The 24,158-nt window shown below is 64.4% G+C and carries 22 protein-coding genes; 16 read left to right on the plus strand and 6 right to left on the minus strand.

The genetic code is table 11. The annotated features are described in order from the left end of the window. Positions 1 to 674: 674 nt before the first annotated feature. From DBW_RS03480 to DBW_RS03545, 14 genes are all read left to right on the plus strand, one after another. Entirely contained in the window at positions 675 to 1,133 is a 459-nt protein-coding gene (locus tag DBW_RS03480; RefSeq protein ID WP_066724278.1) for an NADH-quinone oxidoreductase subunit A, read from the plus strand. Continuing rightward, complete coding sequence (locus DBW_RS03485; RefSeq protein WP_066724281.1) at positions 1,130 to 3,517, plus strand: NADH-quinone oxidoreductase subunit B/C/D; 2,388 nt, start codon at positions 1,130 to 1,132, stop codon at positions 3,515 to 3,517. Before DBW_RS03480 ends, DBW_RS03485 begins: the two co-directional genes overlap by 4 nt. A gap of 23 nt (positions 3,518 to 3,540) precedes the next feature. Next, positions 3,541 to 4,020 (plus strand): NADH-quinone oxidoreductase subunit NuoE, encoded by a 480-nt coding sequence (gene nuoE, locus DBW_RS03490; RefSeq protein ID WP_066724283.1) that lies wholly within the window; start codon positions 3,541 to 3,543, stop codon positions 4,018 to 4,020. After that, positions 4,017 to 5,288 carry an NADH-quinone oxidoreductase subunit NuoF gene (gene nuoF / locus DBW_RS03495; RefSeq protein ID WP_066724286.1) on the plus strand — a complete coding sequence of 424 codons (1,272 nt, stop codon included), beginning with the start codon at positions 4,017 to 4,019 and terminating at the stop codon, positions 5,286 to 5,288. The genes nuoE and nuoF overlap by 4 nt, the downstream gene beginning before the upstream one ends. A gap of 31 nt (positions 5,289 to 5,319) precedes the next feature. Next, positions 5,320 to 5,691, plus strand: a complete 372-nt coding sequence (locus tag DBW_RS03500) for a GxxExxY protein (protein ID WP_066724289.1) — start codon at positions 5,320 to 5,322, stop codon at positions 5,689 to 5,691. Positions 5,692 to 5,736: 45 nt separating this feature from the next. Then, positions 5,737 to 8,142, plus strand: coding sequence for an NADH-quinone oxidoreductase subunit NuoG (gene nuoG, locus DBW_RS03505; protein ID WP_066724291.1), 2,406 nt, complete (start codon positions 5,737 to 5,739; stop codon positions 8,140 to 8,142). After that, complete coding sequence (gene nuoH, locus DBW_RS03510; protein WP_066724293.1) at positions 8,139 to 9,134, plus strand: NADH-quinone oxidoreductase subunit NuoH; 996 nt, start codon at positions 8,139 to 8,141, stop codon at positions 9,132 to 9,134. Before nuoG ends, nuoH begins: the two co-directional genes overlap by 4 nt. A 3-nt stretch (positions 9,135 to 9,137) precedes the next feature. Continuing rightward, positions 9,138 to 9,668 (plus strand): NADH-quinone oxidoreductase subunit NuoI, encoded by a 531-nt coding sequence (gene nuoI / locus DBW_RS03515; protein ID WP_066724295.1) that lies wholly within the window; start codon positions 9,138 to 9,140, stop codon positions 9,666 to 9,668. A gap of 78 nt (positions 9,669 to 9,746) precedes the next feature. Further along, positions 9,747 to 10,262: an NADH-quinone oxidoreductase subunit J family protein gene (locus DBW_RS03520; protein WP_066729663.1), complete on the plus strand. Its 516-nt coding sequence runs from the start codon at positions 9,747 to 9,749 to the stop codon at positions 10,260 to 10,262. Further along, on the plus strand, positions 10,259 to 10,564 hold the full coding sequence (gene nuoK, locus DBW_RS03525) for an NADH-quinone oxidoreductase subunit NuoK (protein ID WP_066724298.1): 306 nt from the start codon (positions 10,259 to 10,261) through the stop codon (positions 10,562 to 10,564). The genes DBW_RS03520 and nuoK overlap by 4 nt, the downstream gene beginning before the upstream one ends. Then, the gene (gene nuoL / locus DBW_RS03530; protein WP_066724302.1) at positions 10,561 to 12,435 is read left to right on the plus strand and encodes an NADH-quinone oxidoreductase subunit L; all 1,875 of its coding nucleotides are present in this window, start codon (positions 10,561 to 10,563) and stop codon (positions 12,433 to 12,435) included. The genes nuoK and nuoL overlap by 4 nt, the downstream gene beginning before the upstream one ends. Then, positions 12,435 to 13,940, plus strand: a complete 1,506-nt coding sequence (locus DBW_RS03535) for a complex I subunit 4 family protein (protein WP_157471737.1) — start codon at positions 12,435 to 12,437, stop codon at positions 13,938 to 13,940. The genes nuoL and DBW_RS03535 overlap by 1 nt, the downstream gene beginning before the upstream one ends. Continuing rightward, positions 13,937 to 15,349: an NADH-quinone oxidoreductase subunit N gene (locus DBW_RS03540; RefSeq protein ID WP_066724305.1), complete on the plus strand. Its 1,413-nt coding sequence runs from the start codon at positions 13,937 to 13,939 to the stop codon at positions 15,347 to 15,349. The genes DBW_RS03535 and DBW_RS03540 overlap by 4 nt, the downstream gene beginning before the upstream one ends. 203 nt (positions 15,350 to 15,552) lie before the next feature. Next, positions 15,553 to 16,998, plus strand: a complete 1,446-nt coding sequence (locus DBW_RS03545) for a caspase family protein (RefSeq protein ID WP_066724307.1) — start codon at positions 15,553 to 15,555, stop codon at positions 16,996 to 16,998. Positions 16,999 to 17,057: 59 nt separating this feature from the next. Here the strand turns inward: DBW_RS03545 and DBW_RS18735 are convergent, their stop codons facing one another. Next, on the minus strand, positions 17,058 to 17,522 hold the full coding sequence (locus DBW_RS18735; protein WP_197463720.1) for a hypothetical protein: 465 nt from the start codon (positions 17,520 to 17,522) through the stop codon (positions 17,058 to 17,060). A 27-nt stretch (positions 17,523 to 17,549) separates the two neighbouring features. Between DBW_RS18735 and DBW_RS18740 the strand changes: the two genes are divergently transcribed. After that, positions 17,550 to 18,314 carry a caspase family protein gene (locus tag DBW_RS18740; protein ID WP_197463721.1) on the plus strand — a complete coding sequence of 255 codons (765 nt, stop codon included), beginning with the start codon at positions 17,550 to 17,552 and terminating at the stop codon, positions 18,312 to 18,314. Positions 18,315 to 18,445: 131 nt separating this feature from the next. Then, positions 18,446 to 19,645 (plus strand): caspase family protein, encoded by a 1,200-nt coding sequence (locus DBW_RS03555; RefSeq protein ID WP_197463722.1) that lies wholly within the window; start codon positions 18,446 to 18,448, stop codon positions 19,643 to 19,645. Between the two features lie 58 nt (positions 19,646 to 19,703). Here the strand turns inward: DBW_RS03555 and DBW_RS03560 are convergent, their stop codons facing one another. The 5 genes from DBW_RS03560 to plsY form a co-directional block, all read right to left on the minus strand. Next, complete coding sequence (locus DBW_RS03560) at positions 19,704 to 20,018, minus strand: hypothetical protein (RefSeq protein WP_066724315.1); 315 nt, start codon at positions 20,016 to 20,018, stop codon at positions 19,704 to 19,706. Between the two features lie 41 nt (positions 20,019 to 20,059). Beyond that, positions 20,060 to 20,284: a hypothetical protein gene (locus DBW_RS03565; protein ID WP_066724318.1), complete on the minus strand. Its 225-nt coding sequence runs from the start codon at positions 20,282 to 20,284 to the stop codon at positions 20,060 to 20,062. Between the two features lie 73 nt (positions 20,285 to 20,357). Next, on the minus strand, positions 20,358 to 22,412 hold the full coding sequence (locus tag DBW_RS03570; protein ID WP_066724321.1) for a response regulator: 2,055 nt from the start codon (positions 22,410 to 22,412) through the stop codon (positions 20,358 to 20,360). A 22-nt stretch (positions 22,413 to 22,434) separates the two neighbouring features. After that, the gene (mltG, locus tag DBW_RS03575; RefSeq protein WP_066724324.1) at positions 22,435 to 23,427 is read right to left on the minus strand and encodes an endolytic transglycosylase MltG; all 993 of its coding nucleotides are present in this window, start codon (positions 23,425 to 23,427) and stop codon (positions 22,435 to 22,437) included. An 87-nt stretch (positions 23,428 to 23,514) separates the two neighbouring features. Further along, positions 23,515 to 24,102 (minus strand): glycerol-3-phosphate 1-O-acyltransferase PlsY, encoded by a 588-nt coding sequence (plsY, locus tag DBW_RS03580; RefSeq protein ID WP_066724327.1) that lies wholly within the window; start codon positions 24,100 to 24,102, stop codon positions 23,515 to 23,517. Between the last annotated feature and the right edge of the window lie 56 nt (positions 24,103 to 24,158).

Genomic DNA, 24,158 nt, shown 5'->3' on the forward strand with positions numbered 1-24,158 from the left:
GCCGGCGGCCTCCCAGGGCGGGGTCCCATCGCTGACGGCAGCGCGGAAGTCGGGATTGGTATACATCGCCCGCTCGGCATACTTCATCGCCCGGTGAAAAATCTCGCTCTGCTCCGAGCGCCCCTTGGTGTAGGCGGTGCCGAGCAGGATATGCAGGGTGCTGAGACGGGTCAGGGCCCGGTAGTCGGCAGGGTTCTCCGCCAGTACCTGCTGATATGCTGTAATCGCCCGCCGGACGCCGCCGGCATCGCCCGCCGTCGCAAACTCGCTTTCCGCCTGGTCCAGCAATGCCTTGGACGCAGCCGTCGGCTGGTTCCGGCCGGCAACGGGCCACTCCGCTCGCCAGGTCATACTGCAGCCGCCTGCCAGCAGCAGGACGGTCAGGGCCAATACCAAGCGAACGCAGTTTTTCATGGGCAGGCACTCCTTTGCCAAAGGGCTTCGAATGTTCTGAAGTCTAGCGGAGAAAGTGCCCTTTTCAAGGGACCTTCCCGGGGGCGGGCGCAATCCTTCTCGCCCCTCTCTGCCGATAGACATCGAATTATTCTGTGGTATGATTTGGACCGTTTTTACGTTCGCCACAACGGTGCCGGACGGGTCCCACCGGCTGTGCTCTGCTCCCCCGCCGGGACAGCTGACCCACCCGTTCGCCCCTTCCTTTGCCCGGGTTTTTCATGACCTTTGCCGTCGCCGCCAGCAATCTGCCTGCCGCCCCCTCCGGCGGGGAAGCGCCGCCCGATTTCGCCGCGCTCCTCTCGCTCGGGCTCTATGCCGGGATTGCGGTCTTCATTGTCGGTCTGCTGCTCCTGCTCGCCCGTAACCTCGGTCAGCGCAGCCATAGTTCCCTCAAGGGAGAGGCCTACGAGTCGGGGGTGGCGCCGACCGGTGCCGCCAAGCTCGGCGAGCCGGTCCCCTTCTATCTGGTGGCGATCTTCTTCATCGTCTTTGACGTCGAGATGATCTTTGTCGTCTCCTGGGCGGTGGCCTGGGATCTCCTCGGCTGGGCCGGGTTCCTGCAAATTACCTTCTTCATCGTCGTTCTCTTCGCCGGCCTCGCCTGGCTCTGGAAGATGGGCGGGCTCGACTGGGGGCCACGAATGCACCTCAAGGCACGTCCCGGGAGGGAGTCATGAGCAGCGAGCTGCCGCCGGGTGTGCTCCTCGCCTCCCTCGACGATGCCATCAACTGGGGGCGCAAGAACAGCCTGTGGCCGATGTTCTTCGGCCTTTCCTGCTGTTTCGTCGAGATGATGACGAGTATGACGCCCCGTTTCGACCTCGCCCGCTTCGGCGCCGAGGTGCTGCGCGGCTCTCCCCGCGAAGCCGACCTGATGGTCATCTCCGGGACCCCCTTCAAAAAGATGGGACCATCGATCCTGCGTCTCTACGAGCAGATGGCCAACCCCAAGTGGGTCATCTCCATGGGGAGCTGCTCCAACTCCGGCGGCATGTACGATGTCTACAGTGTCATCCAGGGGGTCAACCAGATTCTCCCGGTCGACGTCTACATCCCCGGTTGTCCGCCCCGCCCCGAAGCCTTCATGCAGGGGCTTCTCCTTCTCCAGGAGAAGATTGCCCGCGAGGAGCGTCCGGCGCGGCCGGTGCTGGGGCTGGCCGGCGGCAGCGAGGGGACGACGGTGCCGGTGCTGGTCGACGGGGTGAGCAAGAGCCGCGACCCGCGTGGCCCCGGCTACGGCAACGCGGCGATTCGCGGCAGTTCGCTGCAGCAGCCGAACTTCTGGCAGAGTCGCTCCGAGCAGATGTGGCGGCCCGACCAGCCGCAGATCGAATTCCCCGCGTCGACCGGCGGCCTGCAGCACGCCCTGGCCCAGCGCTTCGGCGCCAGCGTCACGGAGGACCCGCAGGGACGGGACATGCCGACCCTGGTCACCGACGCCGCCACCGCCCCGCAATTGCTCAGGTTCCTCAAAGAGGAGGCGCCGCAGCGCTTCCGGCGCCTCGAGGATCTCACCGCCGTTGACGAGAGCGCCCGCTCGAATCGCCCGGAGCATGACTTTACCCTGGTCTACCATCTCCTCAATTTTGACGATCCCGGCTACCTGCGGGTCAAGGTGCCGCTGACCGGCAGGGAACCGGAAGTCCCCTCGATCACCGGGCTGTGGAAGAACGCTGACTGGTACGAGCGGGAGGTCTATGACATGTTCGGCATCCGCTTTGCCGGCCATGCCGATCTGCGCCGCATCCTCATGCCCGACTCCTGGGTCGGCCATCCGCTGCGCAAGGAGCACCCCTTTCGCGCCACCGAGATGGAACCCTATACCGCAGCTACGGCGGCGACCATGATCCCCCGGGAGGGGGGGAGCTTCTTCAAGAACCGGCAGCTCCCCGACGGCAGCGAGACGATGATCCTCAATCTCGGGCCGCATCATCCCGGCACCCACGGCGTGCTGCGCCTGGTGCTGCAGCTCGAGGGGGAAGAGATTGTCGATATCGACGCCGACATCGGCTATCACCACCGCGGCGCCGAAAAGATGGGGGAGCGCCAGCACTGGAACCAGTTCATTCCCTACACCGACCGTGTTGACTACCTCTCCGGGGTGCTCAACAATCACGCTTACCTCAACTCGGTCGAGACCCTGCTCGGCATCGAGGTGCCGCCGCGCGCCCAATATATCCGGGTGATGCTCGATGAGCTGTTCCGGATCAGCAACCACCTGGTCTGGCTCGGCACCTTCGGTCACGATGTCGGCGCCATGACCCCGGTCTTCTATGCCTTCGAGTCGCGGGAGAAGATCTTCGACATCGTCGAGATGATCACCGGCGGGCGCATGCACCCCTCCTGGTTCCGCATTGGCGGACTCCCCGCCGACCTTCCCGACGGCTGGAAGGCGGTGGTCGACACCTTTACCCGGGACTTCGCCGCCCGCATCGCCGAGTTCGAAAAACTCCTCACCGACGGACCGATCTTTCGCGCCCGTACCGAGGGGATCGGGGTCATCTCCCGCGACGAGGCGATCGAGTGGGGCTTCTCCGGCCCCAACCTGCGCGCCACCGGGATGGCCTGGGACCTGCGCCGGGCGATGCCCTATTCGAGCTATGAGCAGTTCGATTTCGAGGTCGCCACGGCGACCGGCGGCGACTCTTTCGCTCGCTACCAGGTGCGCCTGGAGGAGATGCGCCAGAGTCTGCGGATCGTCCAGCAGGCGGCGGCGCAGATGCCGACCGGTCGCTGGATCGCCGACGACTACCGCTATGTCTATCCGCAGCGATCGGATGGCCTGCGCGATATCGAAAGCCTGATTCACCACTTTGTCAACGTCACCCGCGGCATGACGCCGCCGGTGGGGGAATGCTACCGGGGGATCGAATCGGCCAAGGGGGAATGCGGCTACTACGCCGTCTCCGACGGCAACAACGTCCCTTACCGCATGCGCATCCGCACCCCCAGCTTTGCCCACATGCAGGCACTGCCGCTTTTGACCCGCGGCTGGCTGGTCGCGGATTTGATCACCATCCTCGGTTCCATCGATTTCGTGCTGGCGGACCTGGACCGCTGAAACCGCAGGGAAATGAACTGGCTATGGACCAACTGCTGACTCCGGAACAGGTTGATGAATTCACCACCCGCGCCGCTACCGTCGCGCATCCGATGGAGATGGTGATCGACGTGCTGCGGGCGATCCAGGAACGACACGGCTGGATTCCGGATGCCGGGATCGAACTGGCGGCGCAGATTCTCGGTACCAGCCCGTTGAAAATCGACGAGGTGGCGACCTTTTACGACAAGCTCTACCGGCAGCCGGTGGGACGCAAGGTGATCCATATCTGCGACTCGATCTGCTGCTGGAGTCGCGGCGGCGAGGAGATTTACACCTACCTGCAGCAGAAGCTCGGTATCGCCCCCGGCGGCACCAGTGCCGACGGCGCCTTCACCCTGCTGCCGACCTGCTGTCTCGGCGCCTGCGGCGAAAGCCCGGCGATGATGATCGGTTTCACCACCTACGGGGACCTGACCCCGGAAAAGATTGACACGATCCTGGAACGAGAGCGCAAGGCATGAGCGAACAGGTCCTCTTCAAGAACCGCCGCCCGGGAGGGACGGCCTTCCTTGACGACTACCGCAGGAGCGGCGGCTACGAGGGGCTGGGCAAGGCGCTCAAGGCGATGACGCCGGCCGAAGTCCGGGAACTGGTCAAGAGCTCGGGCCTGCGCGGGCGGGGCGGCGCCGGCTTTGCCACCGGGTTGAAGTGGTCCTTCTTCCCCGCCGACACCCCCGGGGAAAAATATCTGGTCTGCAACGCTGACGAGATGGAACCGGGGACCTACAAGGACCGGGTGCTGCTCGAGGCCGATCCCCACCAGCTGGTGGAGGGGATGATCGTCTCCGCTTACGCCCTGCAGGCCCCCGTCGGTTACATCTTCATCCGCTACGCCTACGCGGCCGCCCATCGCAGTCTCGAGCGCGCCATTGCCGAGGCGAAGGCCGCCGGCTTCCTGGGGGAGAACATCCTCGGCAGCGGCTTTTCCTTCGCCCTCCATCTCCACGGCAGCGCCGGGCGCTACATCTGCGGCGAGGAGACGGCCCTGCTCAACAGCCTCGAGGGGAAGCGCGCCAACCCGCGCAGCAAACCCCCCTTTCCGGCGGTCAGGGGGCTGTTCGATCTGCCGACCACGGTCAACAACGTCGAGACCCTGGCCAATGTCCCGCATATCGTCATGAACGGCGCCGACTGGTTCAAGGAGCTGGCGGCGACCGACCGCGGCGCGGGGACCAAGCTTTACGGCCTCTCCGGGCATCTCGAACGGACCCCGTGCCTGGAACTCCCCCTCGGCACCACCCTGCGGGAGATCGTCGAGGAGCATGGTGGCGGGGTCTGGCAGGGGAAAAAATTCAAGGCCTGCCTTCCCGGCGGCGCCTCGACCCCTTACCTGACGGCGGCGCATCTTGATACCCCCCTCGACTTCGAGGGGCCGGAAGCCTTCGGCAGCCGTCTCGGCACCGCCGGCGTGACGGTCTTCGACGAGTCCACCTGCATGGTGCGGGCGACCCTCAATCTCAATCGCTTCTTCGCCCGCGAGAGCTGCGGCTGGTGCACCCCCTGCCGCGACGGCCTCCCCTACGTCAACTGGCTGCTGGAGAAGATCGAGACCGGCGCGGGGGCCCTTGACGATATCGAAAACCTGCGCGGCCAGATCCGCAATATCAACGGCCGTTCCTTCTGTGCCCTGGCGATGGGGGCGATGGGACCGGTGGAGAGCCTGCTGCGGCTCTTCGGCGAAGAGGTCGAGGATCATATCAAGCGGGGGAAGTGTCCCCTGAAAAGCTGATCAGCCACGGAGACACGGAAACCCAGAGTAAATGCAGAATCTTAATCTGTTGTCGGAACAGATTATCGGCGGGGCGATTGAAGTTCATCGCGAACTCGGGCCGGGGCTGCTGGAATCTCTTTACGAAAAAGCTCTTTGTTTTGAACTGGAAAGACGCAGTCTGTCAGTACAAAACCAGTTGGAAGTCCCGGTCCTGTACAAAGGCCAAAGGCTTGGGGTGCACCGCCTGGATCTGCTGGTGGAGTATCAGATCGTTGTTGAACTGAAGGCGGTCGACCGGTTCGACCCGGTTCATCAGGCACAGCTGCTTGGCTATATGAAACTCGCCAACAAACCCCTGGGGCTGTTGATCAATTTCAACGTCCCCGTCCTCAAGGATGGGGTTAAGCGCATTGTGCTCTGAAGAGATTTTCTCCGTGTCTCTGTGTCTCTGTGGCAAAAAGGTCTTATGCCGACTCTGACCATCGACAACCGATCCGTCACCGTACCCGCCGGGACCAACGTCCTCGAGGCGGCGAAGGGGCTTGGCATCGTCATCCCGCACTTCTGTTACCACGAGGCGCTGGGAGCGGTGGGGGCGTGCCGTCTCTGCGCCATGCGTTTTGAAGACGGCCCGGTCAAGGGGATCCAGATGGCCTGCATGGTCGAGGCGAAGGACGGCATGGTCGTCTCCACCGTCGATGCCGACGCCGCCGAGCAGCGCAGCCATGTCATCGAATGGCTGATGATGAACCATCCCCACGATTGCCCGGTCTGCGACGAAGGGGGGGAGTGTCAGCTTCAGGATATGACCATCGCCGGGGGGCACGGTATCCGCCGTTACCGCGGTCCGAAGCGGACCTGGAACAACCAGGACCTCGGGCCCTTCGTCGTTCAGGAGATGAACCGCTGCATCCAGTGCTACCGCTGCGTGCGCACCTACCAGGACTACTGCGGCGGCGACGATTTCGGCGTCATGGGGACGCGCAACCGCCTCTTCTTCGGCCGTTTCCGCGCCGGACGGCTGGAGAGCCCCTTCTCCGCCAATATCGTCGATGCCTGCCCGACCGGGGTCTTTACCGACAAGACCTATCGCTTCAAGTCCCGTTACTGGGACTTGCAGGAGGCGCCGTCGATCTGTCCTCACTGCAGCCTCGGTTGCGCCGTCATCCCCGGCGCCCGCTACCGGGAGCTGCAGCGGGTGCGCTCCGGCATCAACCGCCAGACCAACGGTTTCTTCATCTGCGATCGCGGCCGCTTCGGTTACGGTCATGCCAACCACCCCGAACGGCCGCGCCATCCCCGGGTGGATGGCAACCGGGTCGACTGGCGCGAGGCGCTGCTGGCCCTGGGGGGCCGGATCGCCGCCCAGGTCAAGGCCCACGGTCCGGCCAGCATTGCTTTTCTCGGTTCCCCCCGTGCGACCCTCGAGGCGAACTGGCTCCTCGGGCGCTGGGCCGGGTCGATCGGCAGCGACCGGATCCTGTTCGATCCCCATCCGCAGCGTGATCGTGCCGCCCGCACCCTCGCCGCCGGTCTCGGCGATCTCACCCGCAGCCAGGAAGAGATCCGTCACAGCGATTTCATCCTGCTGGTCGGCGCCGACCCCCTCGCCGAGGGGCCGATGCTGGCGCTGGCGATCCGCCAGGCGGTCCTGCGCGGCGCCCGGGTTGCGATCCTCGACCCACGGCCGGTGGCTCTCCCCGGTGCCGCAACCCACCTGCCGCTGTTGCCGGAGCAGTTGCCCCTCGCTCTGACCGCCCTGGTCACGGGCGATTTCGCCACCTTCAGCCGCCAGCAGCAGAGCCTGCTCGCCGGAATCGCCGCGCGCCTCGACCAGACGCAGCGACCGGTGCTGCTTGGTGGCAGCGACCTGCTCGGCGCCGCGGGGGTTGATGCCCTGCTCGCGACGGCCCGCCATTTTGACCGCCCCGAGCGCCGCTGCGGCGCTGCCCTGCTCCTCGCCGCGCCCAACAGTTACGGGGCCGCGCTCCTCGCCGGCGATCGCCCCGACGCCGACCATCTGCTCGACGCCATGCTCGCCGGTGCGGTCCGCAGCCTGGTCTGCCTTGAATGCGATCCGTTTCAGGATCACCCCGACCCCGGCCGGGTCGAGGCCGCCCTGGCGCGACTCGAACTGCTGGTGGTGCTGGATGCCGTTCCGGGGCAGGCCGGACCGCGGGCGGCGATTTTCCTGCCGACCACGGTGCCGGCGGAGAGCGCCGGCAGCTTTGTCAACCAGGAGGGGCGGATGCTCGCTTTTGCCGCTGCCTTTCCCCCCGGCATCCCGATTTCCGTGACCGGCGCTGGCGACCATCCGCCGCGCAGCTTCCGGCTCGATACCCCCGGCGACGAGCCGCGCCCGGCCTGGCAGCTGCTCGCCCTTTTGGCCGGCCTGGAGCCGGAGCTGGAAACGGTGCGCGCCGCTCTGGCCGCTGCCGACCCGCGTTTCGCCGGGTTGGCGGGCCTCGATCCCGAAGGGGAGGGGATGCGCGTCAGCGGTCCCGGCCAGCAGCCTCCAGCGCCGGCCCGGCCGCGGCTCCACTGTGTCCCGGAGGGGACGCTGCGGCTGTTGCCGGTCGAGAGCTTTGTCGGCTCGGAACTTTTGGCCAGCCTCTCGGCGCCGCTGGCGCCGCTGCGTCCGGAGCCGGAGGTGCTGCTCCACCCCGACGACGCCGGCCGCTTCGGTCTCGTCTCCGGCGCGGCGGTCCGCATCGCCACGCGCTTCGGCCAGCTTCAGGCCCGGGTCCGGGTGGTGACCGAGATGGCCTCCGGGCTCGTGATTGTTCCGCGCCTGCGTGGCAGCAGCCTCGCCTGTCTCGTCCCCGGCGGCCCGGCCGATGAATGTGAGATCGCCCGAGGGGAGGACCCATGACGCCCTTGCTCGTCACCCTGGTGCTGATCCTCGTCAAGCTCGCGCTGGTCTTCGGCGTGATCCTGACCATGGCTGCCTACATCGTCCTCGCCGAGCGCAAGCTTCTGGGGCGCATGCAGCTGCGCTACGGACCGAACCGGGTCGGCCCCTTCGGTCTGATGCAGCCCCTCGCCGACCTGATCAAGATGCTCACCAAGGAAGATGTCTGTCCGGCCCATGCCGACAAATGGCTCTTCATGATCTCGCCGGGCCTGGCGGCGGTGACCGCCCTGCTCGCTTTCGCCGTCGTCCCTTTCGGCCCGCCGCTGACCCTCTTCGGACAGACGGTGCCGATGGTGGTCTGCGATCTCAACGTCGGCGTCCTCTACTTTCTCGGGCTCTCCTCCCTGGCGGTCTACGGCATCGCCTTGGGGGGGTGGGCCTCCAACTCCAAGTATGCCCTGCTCGGCGCAATCCGCGGCCTCGCCCAGCTGATCTCCTACGAGCTTTCCATGGGGCTGGCGGTGGTGCCGGTGATCCTTGCGTCCCGCTCTTTTTCCCTGACCGATATCGTCAACGCCCAGGCGAGTTACCCCTTTGCGGTCACCCATCCCCTCGCCTTCCTGATCTTCCTGGTCAGCGTCGCCGCCGAGAGCAAGCGTATCCCCTTCGATATCCCCGAGGCGGAGAACGAACTGGTCGCCGGCTTTCACACCGAGTACTCGGGGATGCGCTTCGGGCTTTTTTTCGTCGGCGAATATATCAACATGATCATCCTCGGCTCGATGACCACCGTCTTCTTTCTCGGCGGCTGGCACGGGCCGCTGCTGCCGCCGGTGCTCTGGTTCCTGCTCAAGGTGATGGCGGTCTGTTTCGTCTTTATCTGGGTGCGCGGCACCATGCCGCGGCTGCGTTACGACCAGCTGATGCATTTCGGCTGGAAATTCCTGGTCCCGGTGGCGCTGGTCAATGTGGTGATTACCGGGGCGGTAATGCTCTGGCTGAAGGGATAGATTTTGAATCTCTGGCGTGACATCCGTGGCACCATCGAGCCCTTCTGGGTAACGCTGCGCAACATGCTGCGCAAGCCGGTGACGATCCAGTACCCGGAAGAGAAGCGCACCCCCTATCCGCGTTACCGGGCGCGCATGGTCCTGACCCGCGACCCCGGGGGGGAAGAGCGTTGCGTCGCCTGCTATCTCTGCAGCGCCGCCTGCCCGGTCGACTGCATCTCGATGCAGGCGGCGGAGCGGGAGGACGGCCGGCGCTATGCGGCCTGGTTCCGGATCAACTTCAGCCGCTGCATCTTCTGCGGACTCTGCGCCGAGGCCTGCCCGACCCTGGCGATCCAGATGAGTCCCGATTACGAGATCTGCAACCGCGACCCTTTGAAGCTGGTCTGGGAAAAGGAAGACCTGCTGATCGCCGACGGCGGCAAGGACAAGGAGTATAGTTTCTACGCTCACGCCGGTATCGGCGTCGGCCAACCCCGCGGCGCGGGGGCGGAAGAATCGCCGGTGGCGGATATCAAGTCCAACCTGCCCTGAAGGGGCAATTTTGAATTTTGAATGGCAGATTATGAATTCAATTCAAAATTCAAAATTCACAATTCGAAATTAGCACTTATGGCCTCAGCACTTTTCTACATCCTTTCCGCTACCGCCCTGGTCGCTACCGGCCTGTGCATTACCCGGCGCAACCCGGTGCATGCGGTCATCTACCTGGTCAACGCCTTTTTCGCGCTGGCGCTCCTCTTCTACCTGCTCGGCGCGCCGCTGGTGGCGGCCTGGGAGGTGATCATCTACGCCGGCGCCATCATGGTCCTCTTCCTCTTTATCATCATGATGCTGGAGCTGACGCCGGATCAGGACCTGAAAGGGCCCGGCTGGCTGCGCTGGGGGCCGGTGGTGGCCCTGACCCTGGTGCTGGTGAGCTGTACCCTGCTGCTGGTCGTAGCCGACCCCGGCGGCGCCGATGGCGTCCCCCGCTACTACGCGTCGCCGCGGGTCTTCGGTTATGCGCTCTTCAAGGAATACGCCCTGGCGGTGGAGATCGTCTCCTTCCAGCTCCTCTTTGCCGCCGTGGGCGCCTTCTATGTCGGCCGGACCGACGGCGGCCGCCGTCGCAGGAGCGAATCATGATCGTGCCGATCGAACATATCCTGATGGTCTCCGGGGCGATGTTCATTATGGGCCTCGCCTGCGTCCTGGCGCGGCGCAACCTGATCATGATCCTGATCGGCGCCGAAATCATGCTCAACGCCGTCGGCCTCGCGCTGGTGGGGGGCAGCGCCCTCTGGCAGCAGGTCGACGGCCAGATCTTCGTGATCTTTCTGATGGCCATGACCTCGGCGGAGGTCTCCATCTCTCTGGCGATGGTCGTCTACCTGCGCAAGCGCAAGGGGACGGTCAACGCCGACGCTTTCGACGGGATGCAGGGATGAACGAGTCGCTCCTTTTCCTGATCCTTTTTTTCCCGCTCGGTTGCGGAGTGATCAACGCGCTGTTCGGCATGCGTCTGCCGCGCCTGCTCGCCGAAACGCTGGCGGTCGGCGGGGTGCTCGTCGCGGCGGTGCTGGCGACTCTCTTTGCCTTCCGTGCTGCCGGTGACGGCACCAGCGTCACCCTCTACACCTGGGTGGCGACGGGCGAGCTGGCGGTGCCGGTGACGATCCTCTTTGATCACCTCTCCGCGACGATGACGCTGATGGTCTGCTGGGTCTCGACCCTGATCCACATCTACGCCGTCGGCTACCTGCGCGACGAGCCCGACTACGCGCGCTTCTTTGCCCTGCTCAACCTCTTCGTCTTCGCTATGCTGACCATCGTCCTCGCCGACAACCTGCTCCTCCTCTTCCTCGGCTGGGAGGGGGTCGGCGTCTGCTCTTACGGCCTGATCGGCTACTGGTACCGAAAAGGGGAGAATGCCGACGCCGGGCGCAAGGCGTTCCTCGTTACCCGGGTCGGCGATGTTTTCCTCGCCGTTGCACTGCTCTGGCTCTTCGCTCTCTTCGGCACCCTTTCGCTGAGCGAAATCAACAGCCAGGCGACAACCCTGCCGGCATTGACCCTGACCATCCTCACCCTGCTGCTGCTCGGCGGCGCCTGCGGCAAGAGCGCCCAGCTGCCACTGATGACCTGGCTCCCCGACGCCATGGCCGGCCCGACGCCGGTCTCGGCGCTGATCCACGCCGCCACCATGGTCACCGCCGGAGTCTACCTGCTGTGCCGGCTCTTCCCGCTGGTCTCCCTCTCACCGGTCGGCCTGGCGGCGATCGCCACCGTCGGTGCCGCCACCGCCCTCTATGCCGCGACCTGCGCCCTGGCGCAGCGGGAGATCAAGAAGGTGCTCGCCTACTCGACCATGAGCCAGATCGGCTACATGTTCCTGGCGGTCGGTGCCGGGACAGTGACCGGGGCGATGTTTCACCTCTTCACCCACGCCTTTTTCAAGGCGCTCCTCTTCATGGGGGCGGGCGGCGTGATTCACCTCTGCGGCGGGGAGAACGACATCCATCGCATGGGCGGCCTGGCGCGCCGGGCGCCGCTCCTCTTCGGCTTCTTCCTCGCCGGCGCCCTTTGCCTGGCGGGCGTACCGCTGACCGGGGGCTTCTTTTCCAAGGACCTGATCCTGCTCGCCGCCTACAGCGGCGGCAGCTATTACCACATCCTCTGGGGGGTCGGCCTGCTGACCGCCTTCTTGACCGCCCTCTATACCTTCCGTCTGGTCTACCTGGTCTTTGCCGGGACGCCACGCAGTGAGGTTCATCCCCATTCCCTCCCCGGTCTGATGATCTGGACCCTGCCGCTGCTGGCGCTCCTCGGCCTCGGCGGCGGTCTCTTCAACCTCCCCCCGCTCTTTGGCGGCAGTGAACAGCTCGCGCAGCTTTTCGGTTCTGCCGGGGGACGGGAAATCAACGCCGACCACCACCTTGAACTGCTCCTGGCCGGGGCTTCGGCGCTGGTGGTCGCAGCCGGCTGGCTCCTCGCCCACTGGCGCTATCGCCGCTTTGCCGGGGAACTCCCCGGCGCCGGCAGTCGTTTCCTGCTGCAGGGTTGGCGGGCCGATGCCCTGGTCGAACTGGTGCTGCTGAAACCGTTTCGGTGGGTCGCTGCCTTCTGCTGGCAGGGGAGTGACGGCGCCTTGATTGATGGCATCCTGAATGGCCTGGCGCGCAGCTGCGCCGGGTTCGGCGACCGGCTGCGGCAACTGACCACGGGCCGGGTCTCCCATTACCTGCTGGGACTCGCCTGGGGACTGCTGCTGATCCTCGGCTGGCTGCTGCTGGCCACCGTCGGCGGGGGAGGGGCGTGATGAACCCTTTGCCGAGCTTCCCCTGGCTGTCGCTGCTGGTCTTTCTTCCCCTGGCCGGCGCCTTCCTCTGCGTGCTGCGCCGCCACGAACCGGTCGAATGCCGGGCACTGGCGCTGGCGACCAGCCTGGTCCTGTTCGGGGTGACCCTCTGGCTCTTCATCCGCTTTCACGCCGGGAGCAACGGCTGGTTCCTGTTCGAGGATTTCGCCTGGATTCCCCGCTTCGGCATCCGTTTCACCCTCGGCCTCGACGGCCTGTCGCTGCTGATGGTGTTGTTGACCGGCTTCCTGCAGGTAGTGGCGGTCCTCGTCTCCTGGCCGGTGAAACGCCACGGACCCCTCTTCTTTGCATTGCTGCTGCTGCTCGAATCGGGCTTGATGGGGGTCTTTCTTGCCCTCGACCTGGTCCTCTTTTACCTCTTCTGGGAGGTGATGCTGATCCCGATGTTCTTCCTGATCGGCGTTTGGGGGCACGAACGGCGCATCTACGCGGCGATCAAGTTCTTCCTCTATACCCTCGCCGGCAGCCTGCTGATGCTGGTGGCCCTGCTCGCCCTCTATCTGCTCCATGGCGAGCAGACCGGCCTCTACAGCTTCGCCCTCGCTGACCTGCTCAAGACCGAACTGACGACCGGCCAGAGCTGGCTCCTCTTTGCCGGCTTCATGCTCGCCTTCGCCATCAAGACGCCGCTGATCCCCTTTCACACCTGGCTCCCCGACGCCCACACCGAGGCGCCGACCGCCGGCTCTGTCGATCTGGCCGGCCTGCTCCTCAAGACCGGTGTTTACGGCCTGCTGCGCATCGCCTTCCCCCTCTTCCCGGGGCCGACTGCGGCCTTCCTGCCGTTCCTCGGCGCCCTGGCCGTGGGGGGCATCTTTTACGGCGCCTGGATCGCCACCGCCCAGGTCGATGCCAAGCGGCTGGTCGCCTACTCCTCGGTCTCCCATCTCGGCTACGTCATCCTCGGCCTCACTGCCTGGAATGCCACCGCCCTTTCCGGCAGCATTCTGCAGATGTTCAACCACGGCATTACCACCGGTGCGCTCTTCTGCATGATCGGCATGATCGATTCCCGCGCCAAAACCCGGCAGCTCGACAGTCTGGGCGGGCTCTGGGCGCGGATGCCGGTGCTGTCGGGCTTTTTCCTCTTCTTCTCGCTCGCTTCCCTCGGCCTGCCGGGGCTCAACAACTTTACCGGCGAGATCATCATCCTCCTCGGCACCTTCAAGGTGCACCCCGTGCTGACGATCCTTGCCGCCGCCGGTGTGGTGCTGGCTGCCGCCTACATGCTGCGGCTGGTGCGGGAGATCCTCTGGGGCCCCCCCTTGGGCACCGATCCCTGGCCCGACCTGACCCTGCGGGAAGGGTTGATCCTGGTGCCGATGGCGATCCTGGTGGTCTGGCTCGGGCTCTATCCGGCGACCTTCCTCGCTCCCCTCGACGGCACCCTCGCCAATCTTCTTCATAGCGGTGCCAGCCTTGCCCAGGCGGGAGGCGCCCCATGACCGCCCTTCAGCTGCAAGCCCTGCTGCCGATCCTGATCCTCGCCCTTGGCGCCACGGCGCTGCTGATGCTCGGCGCCTGGTGGCCGGCCCGCCGGCCGCTCTTTATCGCCGGAGCGGGCCTCGCCCTGGTCGCCGCCTTTGTTGCCGGCGCCGTTCCTCCGGCGCAGCTGGAAGTCGCCGGTCTCTTCAGCGCCGGTCCCTATGCCCGCTTCTTCGCCATCTTCTGGAGCCTGACGGCGGCGTTGACCCTGCTGCTGTCGCTGCGCTACGCCGAGGACCGGGCCTTCCCGGCCGGCGAGTTCGTTTCGCTGGTCCTCTTTGCCGCCGCCGGCATGGCGCTCCTTTCCGCGGCGACTTCGCTGGTCGGCATCTTTCTCGGTCTCGAATCCTTCACCCTCGCCCTCTACATTCTCATCGCCTTCGACAAGCAGGGAGAGATGGGGGCCGAGGCCGGGCTCAAGTATCTGGTGCTCGGCGCGGTGACGACCGGCTTTACCGCCTTCGCCATCGCCCTGATTTATGTCAGTGCCGGGAGCTTCCACCTTCCCGAGGCCCTCGGTGCGGTCACCGCGGCCGGGACCCTGCGTCCGGTGGCGCTGCTCGGCTGGGGAATGCTGCTGGTGGCGGTCGGCTTCAAGGTTTCGCTGGTCCCCTTCCATCTCTGGACTCCAGATGTCTACCAGGGGGCGCCGGCGCCCGTCACCGGGCTTCTCTCCAGCGGCTCCAAGGGCGCGGTTTTCGCCGCCCTGGTCCTCCTCTTTGCCGGTTTTGAGAATGTGGGGGAGCTCGATTCGCTGCTCTGGATGCTGGCAGCCGTCACCATGGTGATCGGGACCCTCAGCGCCCTGCCGCAGCAGAACGTCAAACGCATGCTCGCCTACTCTTCGGTGGCGCATATGGGTTACGTGCTGACCGGTCTGCTCGCCGGCGGCGCGGCCGGACGCAGCGCCGTGGTCTTCTACATCGTCGCCTACGGCGTCGTCAGCATCGGCGCCTTCGGGGTCATCGCTTCCTGTTCCGGCCCGGAGGGTGAACCGCAGAATTACAACGACTGGCGCGGTCTCGGTTACCGCTACCCCTTCCGCGCCGGAGCCCTGGGGGTCTTCCTCTTCTCCCTCGCCGGGGTGCCTCCCACCGCCGGCTTCATCGGCAAGTTCGGCATCTTTTACGCCGCCATGCGCGCCGGCTACCACTGGCTGGCGATCATTGGTGTCGCCGCCTCCGTCATCTCCACTTACTACTACCTGCGGCTGGTGATTATCATGTTCATGAGCGACCAGACCGCTCCCGACCTCCATCCCGGCCATCCCCGCGAACATGCCGCGCTGATGGTCTGCCTCTTCGCCACTCTGTTACTCGGTTTCTACCCCGGGCCCTTGCTTGACCTTATTGGAGCGATCGTGCCGTAAAGGGAAATCCCGGCGGCAAGGGATTCGCTGCCAGGTAGAATCAGGATGTGCTTTGAAATGAACAGCCGCCCGGCAGTCCCGCTGCCGGGCGGCTGTTTTTTATGGAAAACCCCGGTTCCATGAAAGAATTTGATGTACATTTGTCCGGTTGAGTGAATAAATATGGAAAATCTCTGCTATGTCTCAGCCTCAGGAGGCGCCACATGAGAGGACGGGTTCATCTGCTGGCGATGTTGCTGGGTTGTCTGGTTCTGGCCGGCTGCGCCACGCTGGAAGTTGCGTCGGTCAAGCCGCAGCCACCCGATATGCAAATCCGCAAGAAATACCCGGTCAAGGCTGCCCTCCTTATCCCCCGCTCTACCCTCGATCTCAACTCCATGACCCAGTTGCCGAACAGCTGCTGGGGGAGCCTTGAGGTGACCAAATACCCGTTTGGCAATTCCTTTCGAGAAATTCTCACCGGAACTTTCTCCCAACTCTTTGACAGCGTCGAGGTAATCAGCGGGTTCTCCGCCGATGAGTCTTTCGATCTCGTCATAGAGGCGAACCTGACCTTCCTCGGCTACAAGCTCGGGTGCGGCGCGGATCCGGGGTTGTTTTTCCAGGCAGACGGCAAGGTCAAGCTCTATGACAGCCAGTATCGGGAGATCTGGTCGGGCTACCAGGGATCAGTCAAGGAGGGAATCCACCAGTCTTGGAAGGGACCGGATCAGGTCGATACAGACATTGGTAACATGCTCGCCACTTTGGCTGGGAGGCTCGCCCAGGAGCTGACCATGTCCCCGCAGCTTGCCAGCTTCCTGTTGAACCGTAATCAGCATCAGGAGAGCTATGCCGCGGTCGCGGTGCGCAGTGCTTCACCGGCTGCCGTCATCCGTTCGGATGTTGATGAATTGCCCACCGTCGAACCACTGCTGGACCGAAACGCCTATGCCTTGGTGATTGGCATCGAACGCTATCGGCAGCAGCTTCCCGCTGCTGACTTCGCGGTTCACGACGCCGAGATGGTCGCCAAGTATCTCACCGGCGTGCTCGGCTACCCGGAAGAGAACGTCGTCACCCTCACCAACGACCACGCCGCCCTCGGCGACTTCGTCAAATACTTTGAAAAGTGGCTACCGAACCAGGTCGAGTCAGGGGGGAAGGTATTCGTTTATTTCTCCGGCCACGGTGCGCCGGATCCGAAGAGCGGAGCGGCCTACCTCGTCCCCTATGACGGCGACCCGGCCTTCATCGCCGAGACCGGCTACTCCCTGAAGCGGATGTACGCCGCCCTCGGCAAGCTGCCGGCGGCGGAAATCATCGTCGCCCTCGATTCCTGCTTCTCCGGGGCGGGCGGGCGCTCGGTGATCGCCAAAGGGGCGCGGGCTATTACCCTCAACCTTAAGGCGACCGCGCCGCCGCCCGCGAACATGACAGTCCTGGCGGCATCCAGTGGCGAACAGATGAGCTCGACCTACGCCGAGAAGGGGCACGGCCTCTTCACCTATTACCTGCTCAAGGGGATCAAGAACGAAGACGTGGTCGCTCCGAGCGGCAAGCTGCGCATCGACGATCTCTTCGCCTACCTGCAACCACAGGTGGAACGGGTGGCGCGCAAGCAGTTCAATAACGAGCAGACGCCGCAGCTGATTGGGGCTGGCAAATGACTGGCGATGCCCCATCCATTGTCAAAAGGAACATTATGAATACTTTGCCACGCTGGTCGTTACAGGTGCTTCGATTTGCCATAATCCTGGGCCTCGGCCTTGTTTCCTTGACGGCGTGCAGCGGGACACCTATCTACCGGGCAGCACCTGAGAACGTCGCGAAACTCAGCCCTGCTGAGGCTAAGCAAGCAATCGGTCAGCTGGTTCAACTGGGTGTAGGTGCTACTTCGAATTACTCTCGACCATTGCGCGGTTTCGAGATCAAGACTGACCGGATCGATCTCAATTTCGATTCTGTCGGCATAATCTCCTGTCCGTTCGAGTACATGGCCCCAGCGGTTGCCGATTATGGCATCATGGCGACGGGTCAACGCTTTGGAGTCGGGCTCGGCGAAATGTGCGGTGTCGATTTTTGGTTCGAAAAAAGGGAAGATGCCATCACCTTGGCTAATGCCCTTTTGGTCATGAAGCAACAGGCTGAGGCGATTCCTGCACTCCCAGCCGGGGCACCTGCCATTGCTCAACCAGCCGTCCCGGCCGTAAAGTCCGATGTGGACGACTTACCGCCGGGAGCGGTCAAATCACTGCCCAACGCCTACGCTATTGTCGTCGGCATCGAACACTATCGGCAGAAGCTCCCCCCTGCTGATTTCGCTATCGCCGATGCGCGGACCGTGACCACCTATCTTACCAAGGTTCTCGGCTACCCCGAAGAAAACGTGGTGACCCTTCTCAACGACCGCGCCAGCAACGTCGATCTCGCCAAATACTTCGAAAAATGGCTACCGAACAACGTCGAGCCCGGCGCGACGGTCTTTGTCTACTACTCCGGCCATGGCGCGCCCAATCCCAAGACCGGCGACGCCTATCTGGTCCCCTACGATGGCGATCCCGCTTTCATCGACGAGACCGGCTATTCGCTGAAACGGATGTATGCTGCACTGGGCAAGTTGCCGGCAAAGTCCATCGTTGTCGCCCTCGATTCCTGCTTCTCCGGTGCCGGTGGTCGCTCGGTCATCGCCCAGGGGACCCGGTCGATTACCCTGAATTTAAAAGCGCAGACCCCTGCGGCTCAGAATATGACGGTGCTGGCGGCATCCAGTGGTGAACAGACCAGTTCCACCTACGCCGAGAAGGGGCACGGCCTCTTCACCTACTTCCTTCTCAAAGGAATCAAGAACGAGGATGTCATTGCTGCTGACGGCACCCTGCGCCTCGACGATCTCTTCGCTTACCTCAGCCCGCAGGTCGAGCGAGTGGCGCGCAGGCAGTTTAACAATGAGCAGACGCCGCAATGGATCGGGGCGATCAAGTAATAAGTGATTAATCCGGGAAGAGGGTTGCCATGAAGGGATCGAGCAGGATGCGCTGGCTTGTGCTTGGAATGTTGTTTCTCCTGACGGCCTGCGCGAGAGTGCCGCTGGCCCTTCCGGAGACAGACGCCCAGATGAAACGCCTGACCCCGCCGCCGGGGAAGGCGCTGCTCTATGTTTACCGTGGGTTTTCCCCCGCTGGCGCGGCGGTTGTGGCTGAGCCGGAGGTGGATGGTCAAAGGCTGGGTGGCCTGGCACCCAGGAATTTCCTGGTGGCCCAACTGGAACCGGGAAAGCATTTGTACAAACGCGGCAGCAGCGGCATTCCCCTGTATGCCAAGGCTGGAGAGACCTACTTTATCGAGGCGACGGTCTCCGGGGGAGATGCCCAGGTCGCAGAGGCGGCAGCCCGCAAGAAGTTGGCGGGTTGCACGCTCATCTACGAGAGCGACGAGCCGATCGTGATCGGGCAGACCAGGGCGCAACCAGCGGCCCCTCCCTCGGCCACAGGGGCACCGCCCCCCGTCATCACCTCGGATGTCGATGAACTGCCGGTCGTCCGGCGGCCCGAGCGTGCCAACGCCTACGCGGTGGTCATCGGTATCGAAAACTACCGGCAGAATCTTCCAGCTGCCCCCTTTGCCCGGCATGACGCCGAAACGGTCACCGCCTATCTGATCGAGACCCTCGGCTATCCTGAAGAACATGTCGTCACCCTGACCAACGATCGGGCCGCCAAAAGCGACTTTGAAAAATATTTCGAAAAGTGGCTTCCCAACCAGGTCGAGCCCGGCGCCACCCTCTTTGTCTACTACTCCGGTCACGGCGCGCCGAATTCAAAGAGCGGAGATGCTTACCTCGTCCCCTACGACGGCGATCCGGCTTTTCTCGAAGAGACCGGTTACTCGCTGAAACGCCTCTATGCCGCCCTTGGCAGACTCCCGGCGAAAGAGATCACCGTCGCCCTCGATGCCTGCTTCTCCGGGGCCGGTGGGCGCTCGGTCATCGCCCAGGGGACCCGCTCCATCGCGCTCAACTTGAAAGCGCAGACGCCGCTGGCTGGAAACCTGACCGTCCTCGCGGCGTCGAGCGGCGAACAGACCAGCTCGACCTACGCCGAGAAAGGACACGGCCTCTTTACCTACTTCCTGCTCAAGGGGATCAAGAACGAAGAGGTGGTCATGGCGGATGGTACCCTGCGTCTCGACGACCTCTTCGCCTACCTGCAGCCGCAGGTGGAGAGGGTGGCCCGCAGGGAGTACAACAACGAGCAGACACCGCAACTGATCGGGGTAGGGCGCCTGACGCCAACCGGGACGGGCATATCGCCGTAAAGGAACTGGTCGGCAAAGAGTTGGACGGTTTGGGGAGTTGGCTTGCTGAGGCCGCTTTTCAGCGTGTGGTCAACCAGGTTGCGAGCAGGAAGATGCCGGCAAAGAGGAGCAGCAGGAGCCACGCCAACGCACTGTGGCGCGGCGAAACTGCGGGCCTGAGCGGCAGGCCGCGGTTTGCGTAGAGAAAAAGGGCGATGCCGGCGCCCCCGGCCAGCAGGGCGGGAATCACAACACCCGGGCCCGGGTCCGGCCACCGCGTCAGAAATATCACTGCGGCCGTGAAGCCGCCCGCCGCCGTCATCCCTCCCAGGAGCTTGCCGAGCAGCCACGGCAGCCGTTTCCATTCCGCCAGAAATCCCCTATGCTCTGCCACAACAACCTCCAGTGACTCTGCAGCGAACCGGCGCAGCAGGCTCAGTCCCCCTTGTTCCTGCTGCGACGAACGAAGAAGAGAGCGATGGCGCCGAGCATCAGGCAGGCGAAGCCGACCCGGAAATTGGTGTCGAGGGCAAACCTTGGCGCGGTCAGGCTGTCATAGAGGAAGAAGGCGCCGATGTTGACCATGGCAATGCCGTAGATGGTGGCCAGTGTGCGGGTCAGGCGGGGGTCCCGTTTCGGTTTTTGCGGCAGTGGGGGCATGGGAAATTATCCGGGTAAATGGATTTGAGCCTGCGCCGATGATTGCGGCGAATGCCTGGGGATCAGACAGTTTTCAGCTGAACATGCGGCGGAAGAGCCCCTTCTTCTCCTGCTCGCGGCGATCGAGGAGGGTGCGCAGACCGCGCCGGGCGAGGCCGTGGCGGGCGTCGAGCTTGAGCGCCTTGTTGAAGTCCCCTTCTGCCAGGGAATCCTGGCCGGCATCGAGGAGCATCCACCCCTTGAAGGCATAGCCGTCGGCAGTGCGCTCCAGGGTCAGGGCGCGATTGACCAGCTGCTTGGCCTTCTCCATCATCGCCCGGCTGTTGCCATTCTTCGGATTGCGATAAATGGCCCAGCCGAGGTGGGCCAGGTAATCACCGTTCTGAGGTTCGATGTTACAGGCGTCCTGCAGGGCCTTTTCCGCGTTGTCCCACTCCTCCATCTCGATAAAGACCTTCCCCGACTGGGACTGGACCTGGGCCTGAAAGCGGTCGTCCCCCTTCTGGCCGAGGCCGACCCGCTCGGAGCCGAGCAGTTCGTCGTAGCGCTCCTTCTTGACCACGTCGGAGAGGGTGTCGTAGGCGTTGGCGACGGTGGCGAGGATGTCCTGAACCATGGCCGCTTCCTCACCGACGAGGCGCATCAGGGCATCGGGACCGAATTCGCGGGTAATGGCGAAGTACCTTTCCTTGACCTTGTCGAAGCTGAAACGGGCTGGAGTGAGGTTGAAGATCTCATAGTAGTTCTTCCCCTTCAGGTCGCTCGCCATCTGCCGGACTTTTTTCGCCAGGGCGAACTCGTAACGCTCATCGTCCGGAGGGGCCTGCGCCGGTGTCGGCAGTTCCGCCGACCCTTCCGCTTCGACCACGTCGGCAAAGCTCTCCAGCGTCTCTTCTTCCGGCGCCGCATCCTCCTCGTCATCCTCCTGGATGGCGTTGAAGAGGGTGCGCAGGGGGATCGGCCCGGGGCCGGCCGGAGTCAGGGGTGCCGGGGCGAACTGGAGCATGTCGAACGACTGCAGGGTCTGCACCAGCGGGAGCAGCCCTTCGCGGCGATCGAGAAGGGCGAAAAGGGTGCGGGAGCCGTCGATCTTGAGCAGCGCCTGGCGTTCCTCCTCGCTGAGGGGGAGGAAGTTGATGTAGCGATAGTAGTCACCGCCGGGGGCGATATAGTGGCTTCCGCATTCGGCAAGAAAGCGGCGCAACCGCTCCCGGGGCGGAGTCCGGTGATACCCCTGGTAGATCAGCCGCGGCACGTTGATGGTGACGACCTGAAGGAAGTCGGGAGCGGGCATTGGCTCGATCCCGATAGTCACTGGCGGCCGGGCGAAGCCGGCGAGGAGTTCGTTGGAAAGGTAGCCGAGCTTCTCCTCGAGGAGCCCCGGGTAATCGAGACAGCCGAGCTGGACCAGGGTATCGTGGCGCTCGCCGCCGCTGCTGGTGTAGAAAGCGTACTCCTCGGCCGAGATCTTGCCGCGCTGGCGCAGGTAATCGCCGAAATTGGCCGCCGTGAATCCCGGCCGCAAGGCGACCGGGGACCCATTGACAAAGGTCAGCGTCCGTTCGCCGTCCGCGTAGTGGAACCGGAGGTTGCCGCTGAACCGCTCCCGAAAGGCGCGCAGAAGATGCTGGTCGAAGGGGGCGGGATGAGGTGAAGGTTCGACCGCCGCTGGCACCGCGGTCGGGGTTTCGCCGGCAGGTGGAATATTGTTCCGCGGTTCTTCTGTTGCGGCAGGGGGCGCTGTGGCGGGGCGGCCGGCTGCGCTGAGCATTTCCTGAATGGCTGCAAGGAGTGCGGCGGCGCGAAACGGTTTTTCGAGGTAGTGGCTGACCCCGAGAGCCCGGGCGGCCTGGACGTACCTGTCGCCACGGTAGATGCCGCTGATGACGACCACCGGCAGGTCCCGGGTCCGGGGGCTCTGGCGCAGCTTTTTGAGCAGCTCGACGCCGTGCAGGCCCGGAAGCTTGAGGTCGAGCAGGAGCAGGTCGGGCGGAGTCCGAACAATCATGCCGAGGGCGGTGACGCCGTCGGCCGCCCGGGTCACCGCAAAACCGTTGCGCTCCAGCAGGCCGCCGACGGCCTTGGCGACCGATTCGTTGTCTTCGGCAATCAGGATCGTGATGGCCATGCCAATGCCAGTTCCTTGCGAGTCAGCGGTGCAGCTGATAGCGGCGAACCGCCCGGTTGTGTTCGGCCAGGGTCGCGGAGAAGGCGTGGCTGCCGTCGCCGCGGGCGACAAAGTAAAGATAGTCGACCGCTGCCGGATGGGCCGCCGCGGTCAGGGCCGCGCTGCCGGGGCTGGCGATCGGCCCTGGCGGCAAACCGGCGATGCGATAGGTATTGTAGGGCGTCTTTGCGGCCAGATGCGCGCGGGTCAGGTTGCCGTCGAAATCGGTAATCCCGTAGATCACCGTCGGGTCGGCCTGCAGCGGCATCCGGCGCTGCAGGCGGTTGCTGAATACGGCGGCGATCAGCGGCATCTCGGTCTCACTGCCTGCCTCTTTTTGCACGATCGATGCCAGTGTCACCAGCTGGTGTTCGTCGAGCCCCTGCTCCCGGGCGGCCGCAATCAGTTCCGGGGTGAGGCGGCGGCGAAATTCCGCGACCATCATCTGCAGGATAGCCTCGGGTGAAGTGCCCGCGGCCAGGCTGTAGGTCTCCGGAAAAAGGTAGCCCTCGAGGCTCCCGGCCGGAATGCCGAGGGTATGGACAAAGCTGGCGTCCTGACCGAGGCGTAAAATCTCCCGGGCATCGGCGAGCCCCTTGGCTTCAATCCGGGCTGCGATTTCCCGCAGGGTCCACCCCTCGGGGATGGTCAGGGTGGTCCGCAGGACATCTCCCGCCACCAGCCGGTCGAGGATTTCCCCCGGCGTCGCTGCGTTGCTGAAGCGGTAGGTTCCGGCCTGCACCCGGTTGCCGGCGCTGCGCCAGCGGGCCAGGAGTTGCAACGGCAGGGCCTCGCTGACAACGCCGTTGGCGGCCAGGGTGCGGGCGATGGTGGCGAAGGGTGCGCCGCGGTGGACCGTAACCTCGGTCCCGGGCGGTGGCGTGATCGGCGTCAACAAAAATTGCCCGATCAGCAGGGTGCCGATCAGAAGCGGCAGCAGCAGGGCGAAGAGGAGGAGGGCGGTTCGTCGGCTCATGGTCTTGAGGTCGGCCCCGGGGTGGACGGAAAAGGGTAAATTCCCGTCAATATAGAGGTTTTGACCCGGGGCGTCAAGCGGAAGGGGTCAAGCCTTGAAGCGACTCTCGGTGCCGGCCCGTAACCGTTCGATGTTGGCGCGGTGGCGGACGATCACCATCCCGCCGATGAAAAGGCTGGCGGCGAAAAGAGGGAGTGAGCGGGCGATCCCGCCGGCGAGAAAGGGGATCAGAGCGGCGGCGGCGATCGAGGCCGCCGAGACGTAGCGCCACTTCCAGAGGATGGCGACAAAGGCAACCAGCGCGATGAAAACGGCGAGGGGAGAGAGGACGAGAAAGATGCCGAGGGCAGTCGCCACCCCCTTGCCCCCCTTGAAGCCGAGGTAGACCGGGTAGAGGTGGCCTAGGAAGGTAACGGCCGCAGCCAGGGCAACCTGCTCCGGAGACCAGGCGCCGGACTTGACGATCCACAGCATCGGCAGCAGCCCCTTGAGGCAATCCCCGATCAGGGTGAGGATGCCGAACTTGCGCCCCGCGACCCGGTAGACGTTGGTGGCGCCGATGTTGCCGCTCCCCGCCTGACGGACATCGCCACGGCCGGCGAGGCGGGTCAGGATCACGCCGGTGGGTATGGCGCCGATCAGGTAGCAGAGTGCCAGCAGCAGAGGGAAGGTCACGGTGAACTCCACGGCAGAAAACGGTCGCGGGCGGTGAATGGTCGCCCGCCCGAAGG

Origin of the sequence: Desulfuromonas sp. DDH964 (assembly GCF_001611275.1) — a bacterium.
GTDB lineage: Bacteria > Desulfobacterota > Desulfuromonadia > Desulfuromonadales > DDH964 > DDH964.

Coding starts and splice junctions, on each gene's coding strand:
- DBW_RS03480 (WP_066724278.1), top strand. CDS start 675: ATGACCTTTGCCGTCGCCGCCAGCAATCTGCCTGCCGCCCCCTCCGGC.
- DBW_RS03485 (WP_066724281.1), top strand. CDS start 1,130: ATGAGCAGCGAGCTGCCGCCGGGTGTGCTCCTCGCCTCCCTCGACGAT.
- nuoE (WP_066724283.1), top strand. CDS start 3,541: ATGGACCAACTGCTGACTCCGGAACAGGTTGATGAATTCACCACCCGC.
- nuoF (WP_066724286.1), top strand. CDS start 4,017: ATGAGCGAACAGGTCCTCTTCAAGAACCGCCGCCCGGGAGGGACGGCC.
- DBW_RS03500 (WP_066724289.1), top strand. CDS start 5,320: ATGCAGAATCTTAATCTGTTGTCGGAACAGATTATCGGCGGGGCGATT.
- nuoG (WP_066724291.1), top strand. CDS start 5,737: ATGCCGACTCTGACCATCGACAACCGATCCGTCACCGTACCCGCCGGG.
- nuoH (WP_066724293.1), top strand. CDS start 8,139: ATGACGCCCTTGCTCGTCACCCTGGTGCTGATCCTCGTCAAGCTCGCG.
- DBW_RS03520 (WP_066729663.1), top strand. CDS start 9,747: ATGGCCTCAGCACTTTTCTACATCCTTTCCGCTACCGCCCTGGTCGCT.
- nuoK (WP_066724298.1), top strand. CDS start 10,259: ATGATCGTGCCGATCGAACATATCCTGATGGTCTCCGGGGCGATGTTC.
- nuoL (WP_066724302.1), top strand. CDS start 10,561: ATGAACGAGTCGCTCCTTTTCCTGATCCTTTTTTTCCCGCTCGGTTGC.
- DBW_RS03535 (WP_157471737.1), top strand. CDS start 12,435: ATGAACCCTTTGCCGAGCTTCCCCTGGCTGTCGCTGCTGGTCTTTCTT.
- DBW_RS03540 (WP_066724305.1), top strand. CDS start 13,937: ATGACCGCCCTTCAGCTGCAAGCCCTGCTGCCGATCCTGATCCTCGCC.
- DBW_RS03545 (WP_066724307.1), top strand. CDS start 15,553: ATGAGAGGACGGGTTCATCTGCTGGCGATGTTGCTGGGTTGTCTGGTT.
- DBW_RS03555 (WP_197463722.1), top strand. CDS start 18,446: ATGAAACGCCTGACCCCGCCGCCGGGGAAGGCGCTGCTCTATGTTTAC.
- DBW_RS03565 (WP_066724318.1), bottom strand. CDS start 20,284: ATGCCCCCACTGCCGCAAAAACCGAAACGGGACCCCCGCCTGACCCGC.
- DBW_RS03570 (WP_066724321.1), bottom strand. CDS start 22,412: ATGGCCATCACGATCCTGATTGCCGAAGACAACGAATCGGTCGCCAAG.
- mltG (WP_066724324.1), bottom strand. CDS start 23,427: ATGAGCCGACGAACCGCCCTCCTCCTCTTCGCCCTGCTGCTGCCGCTT.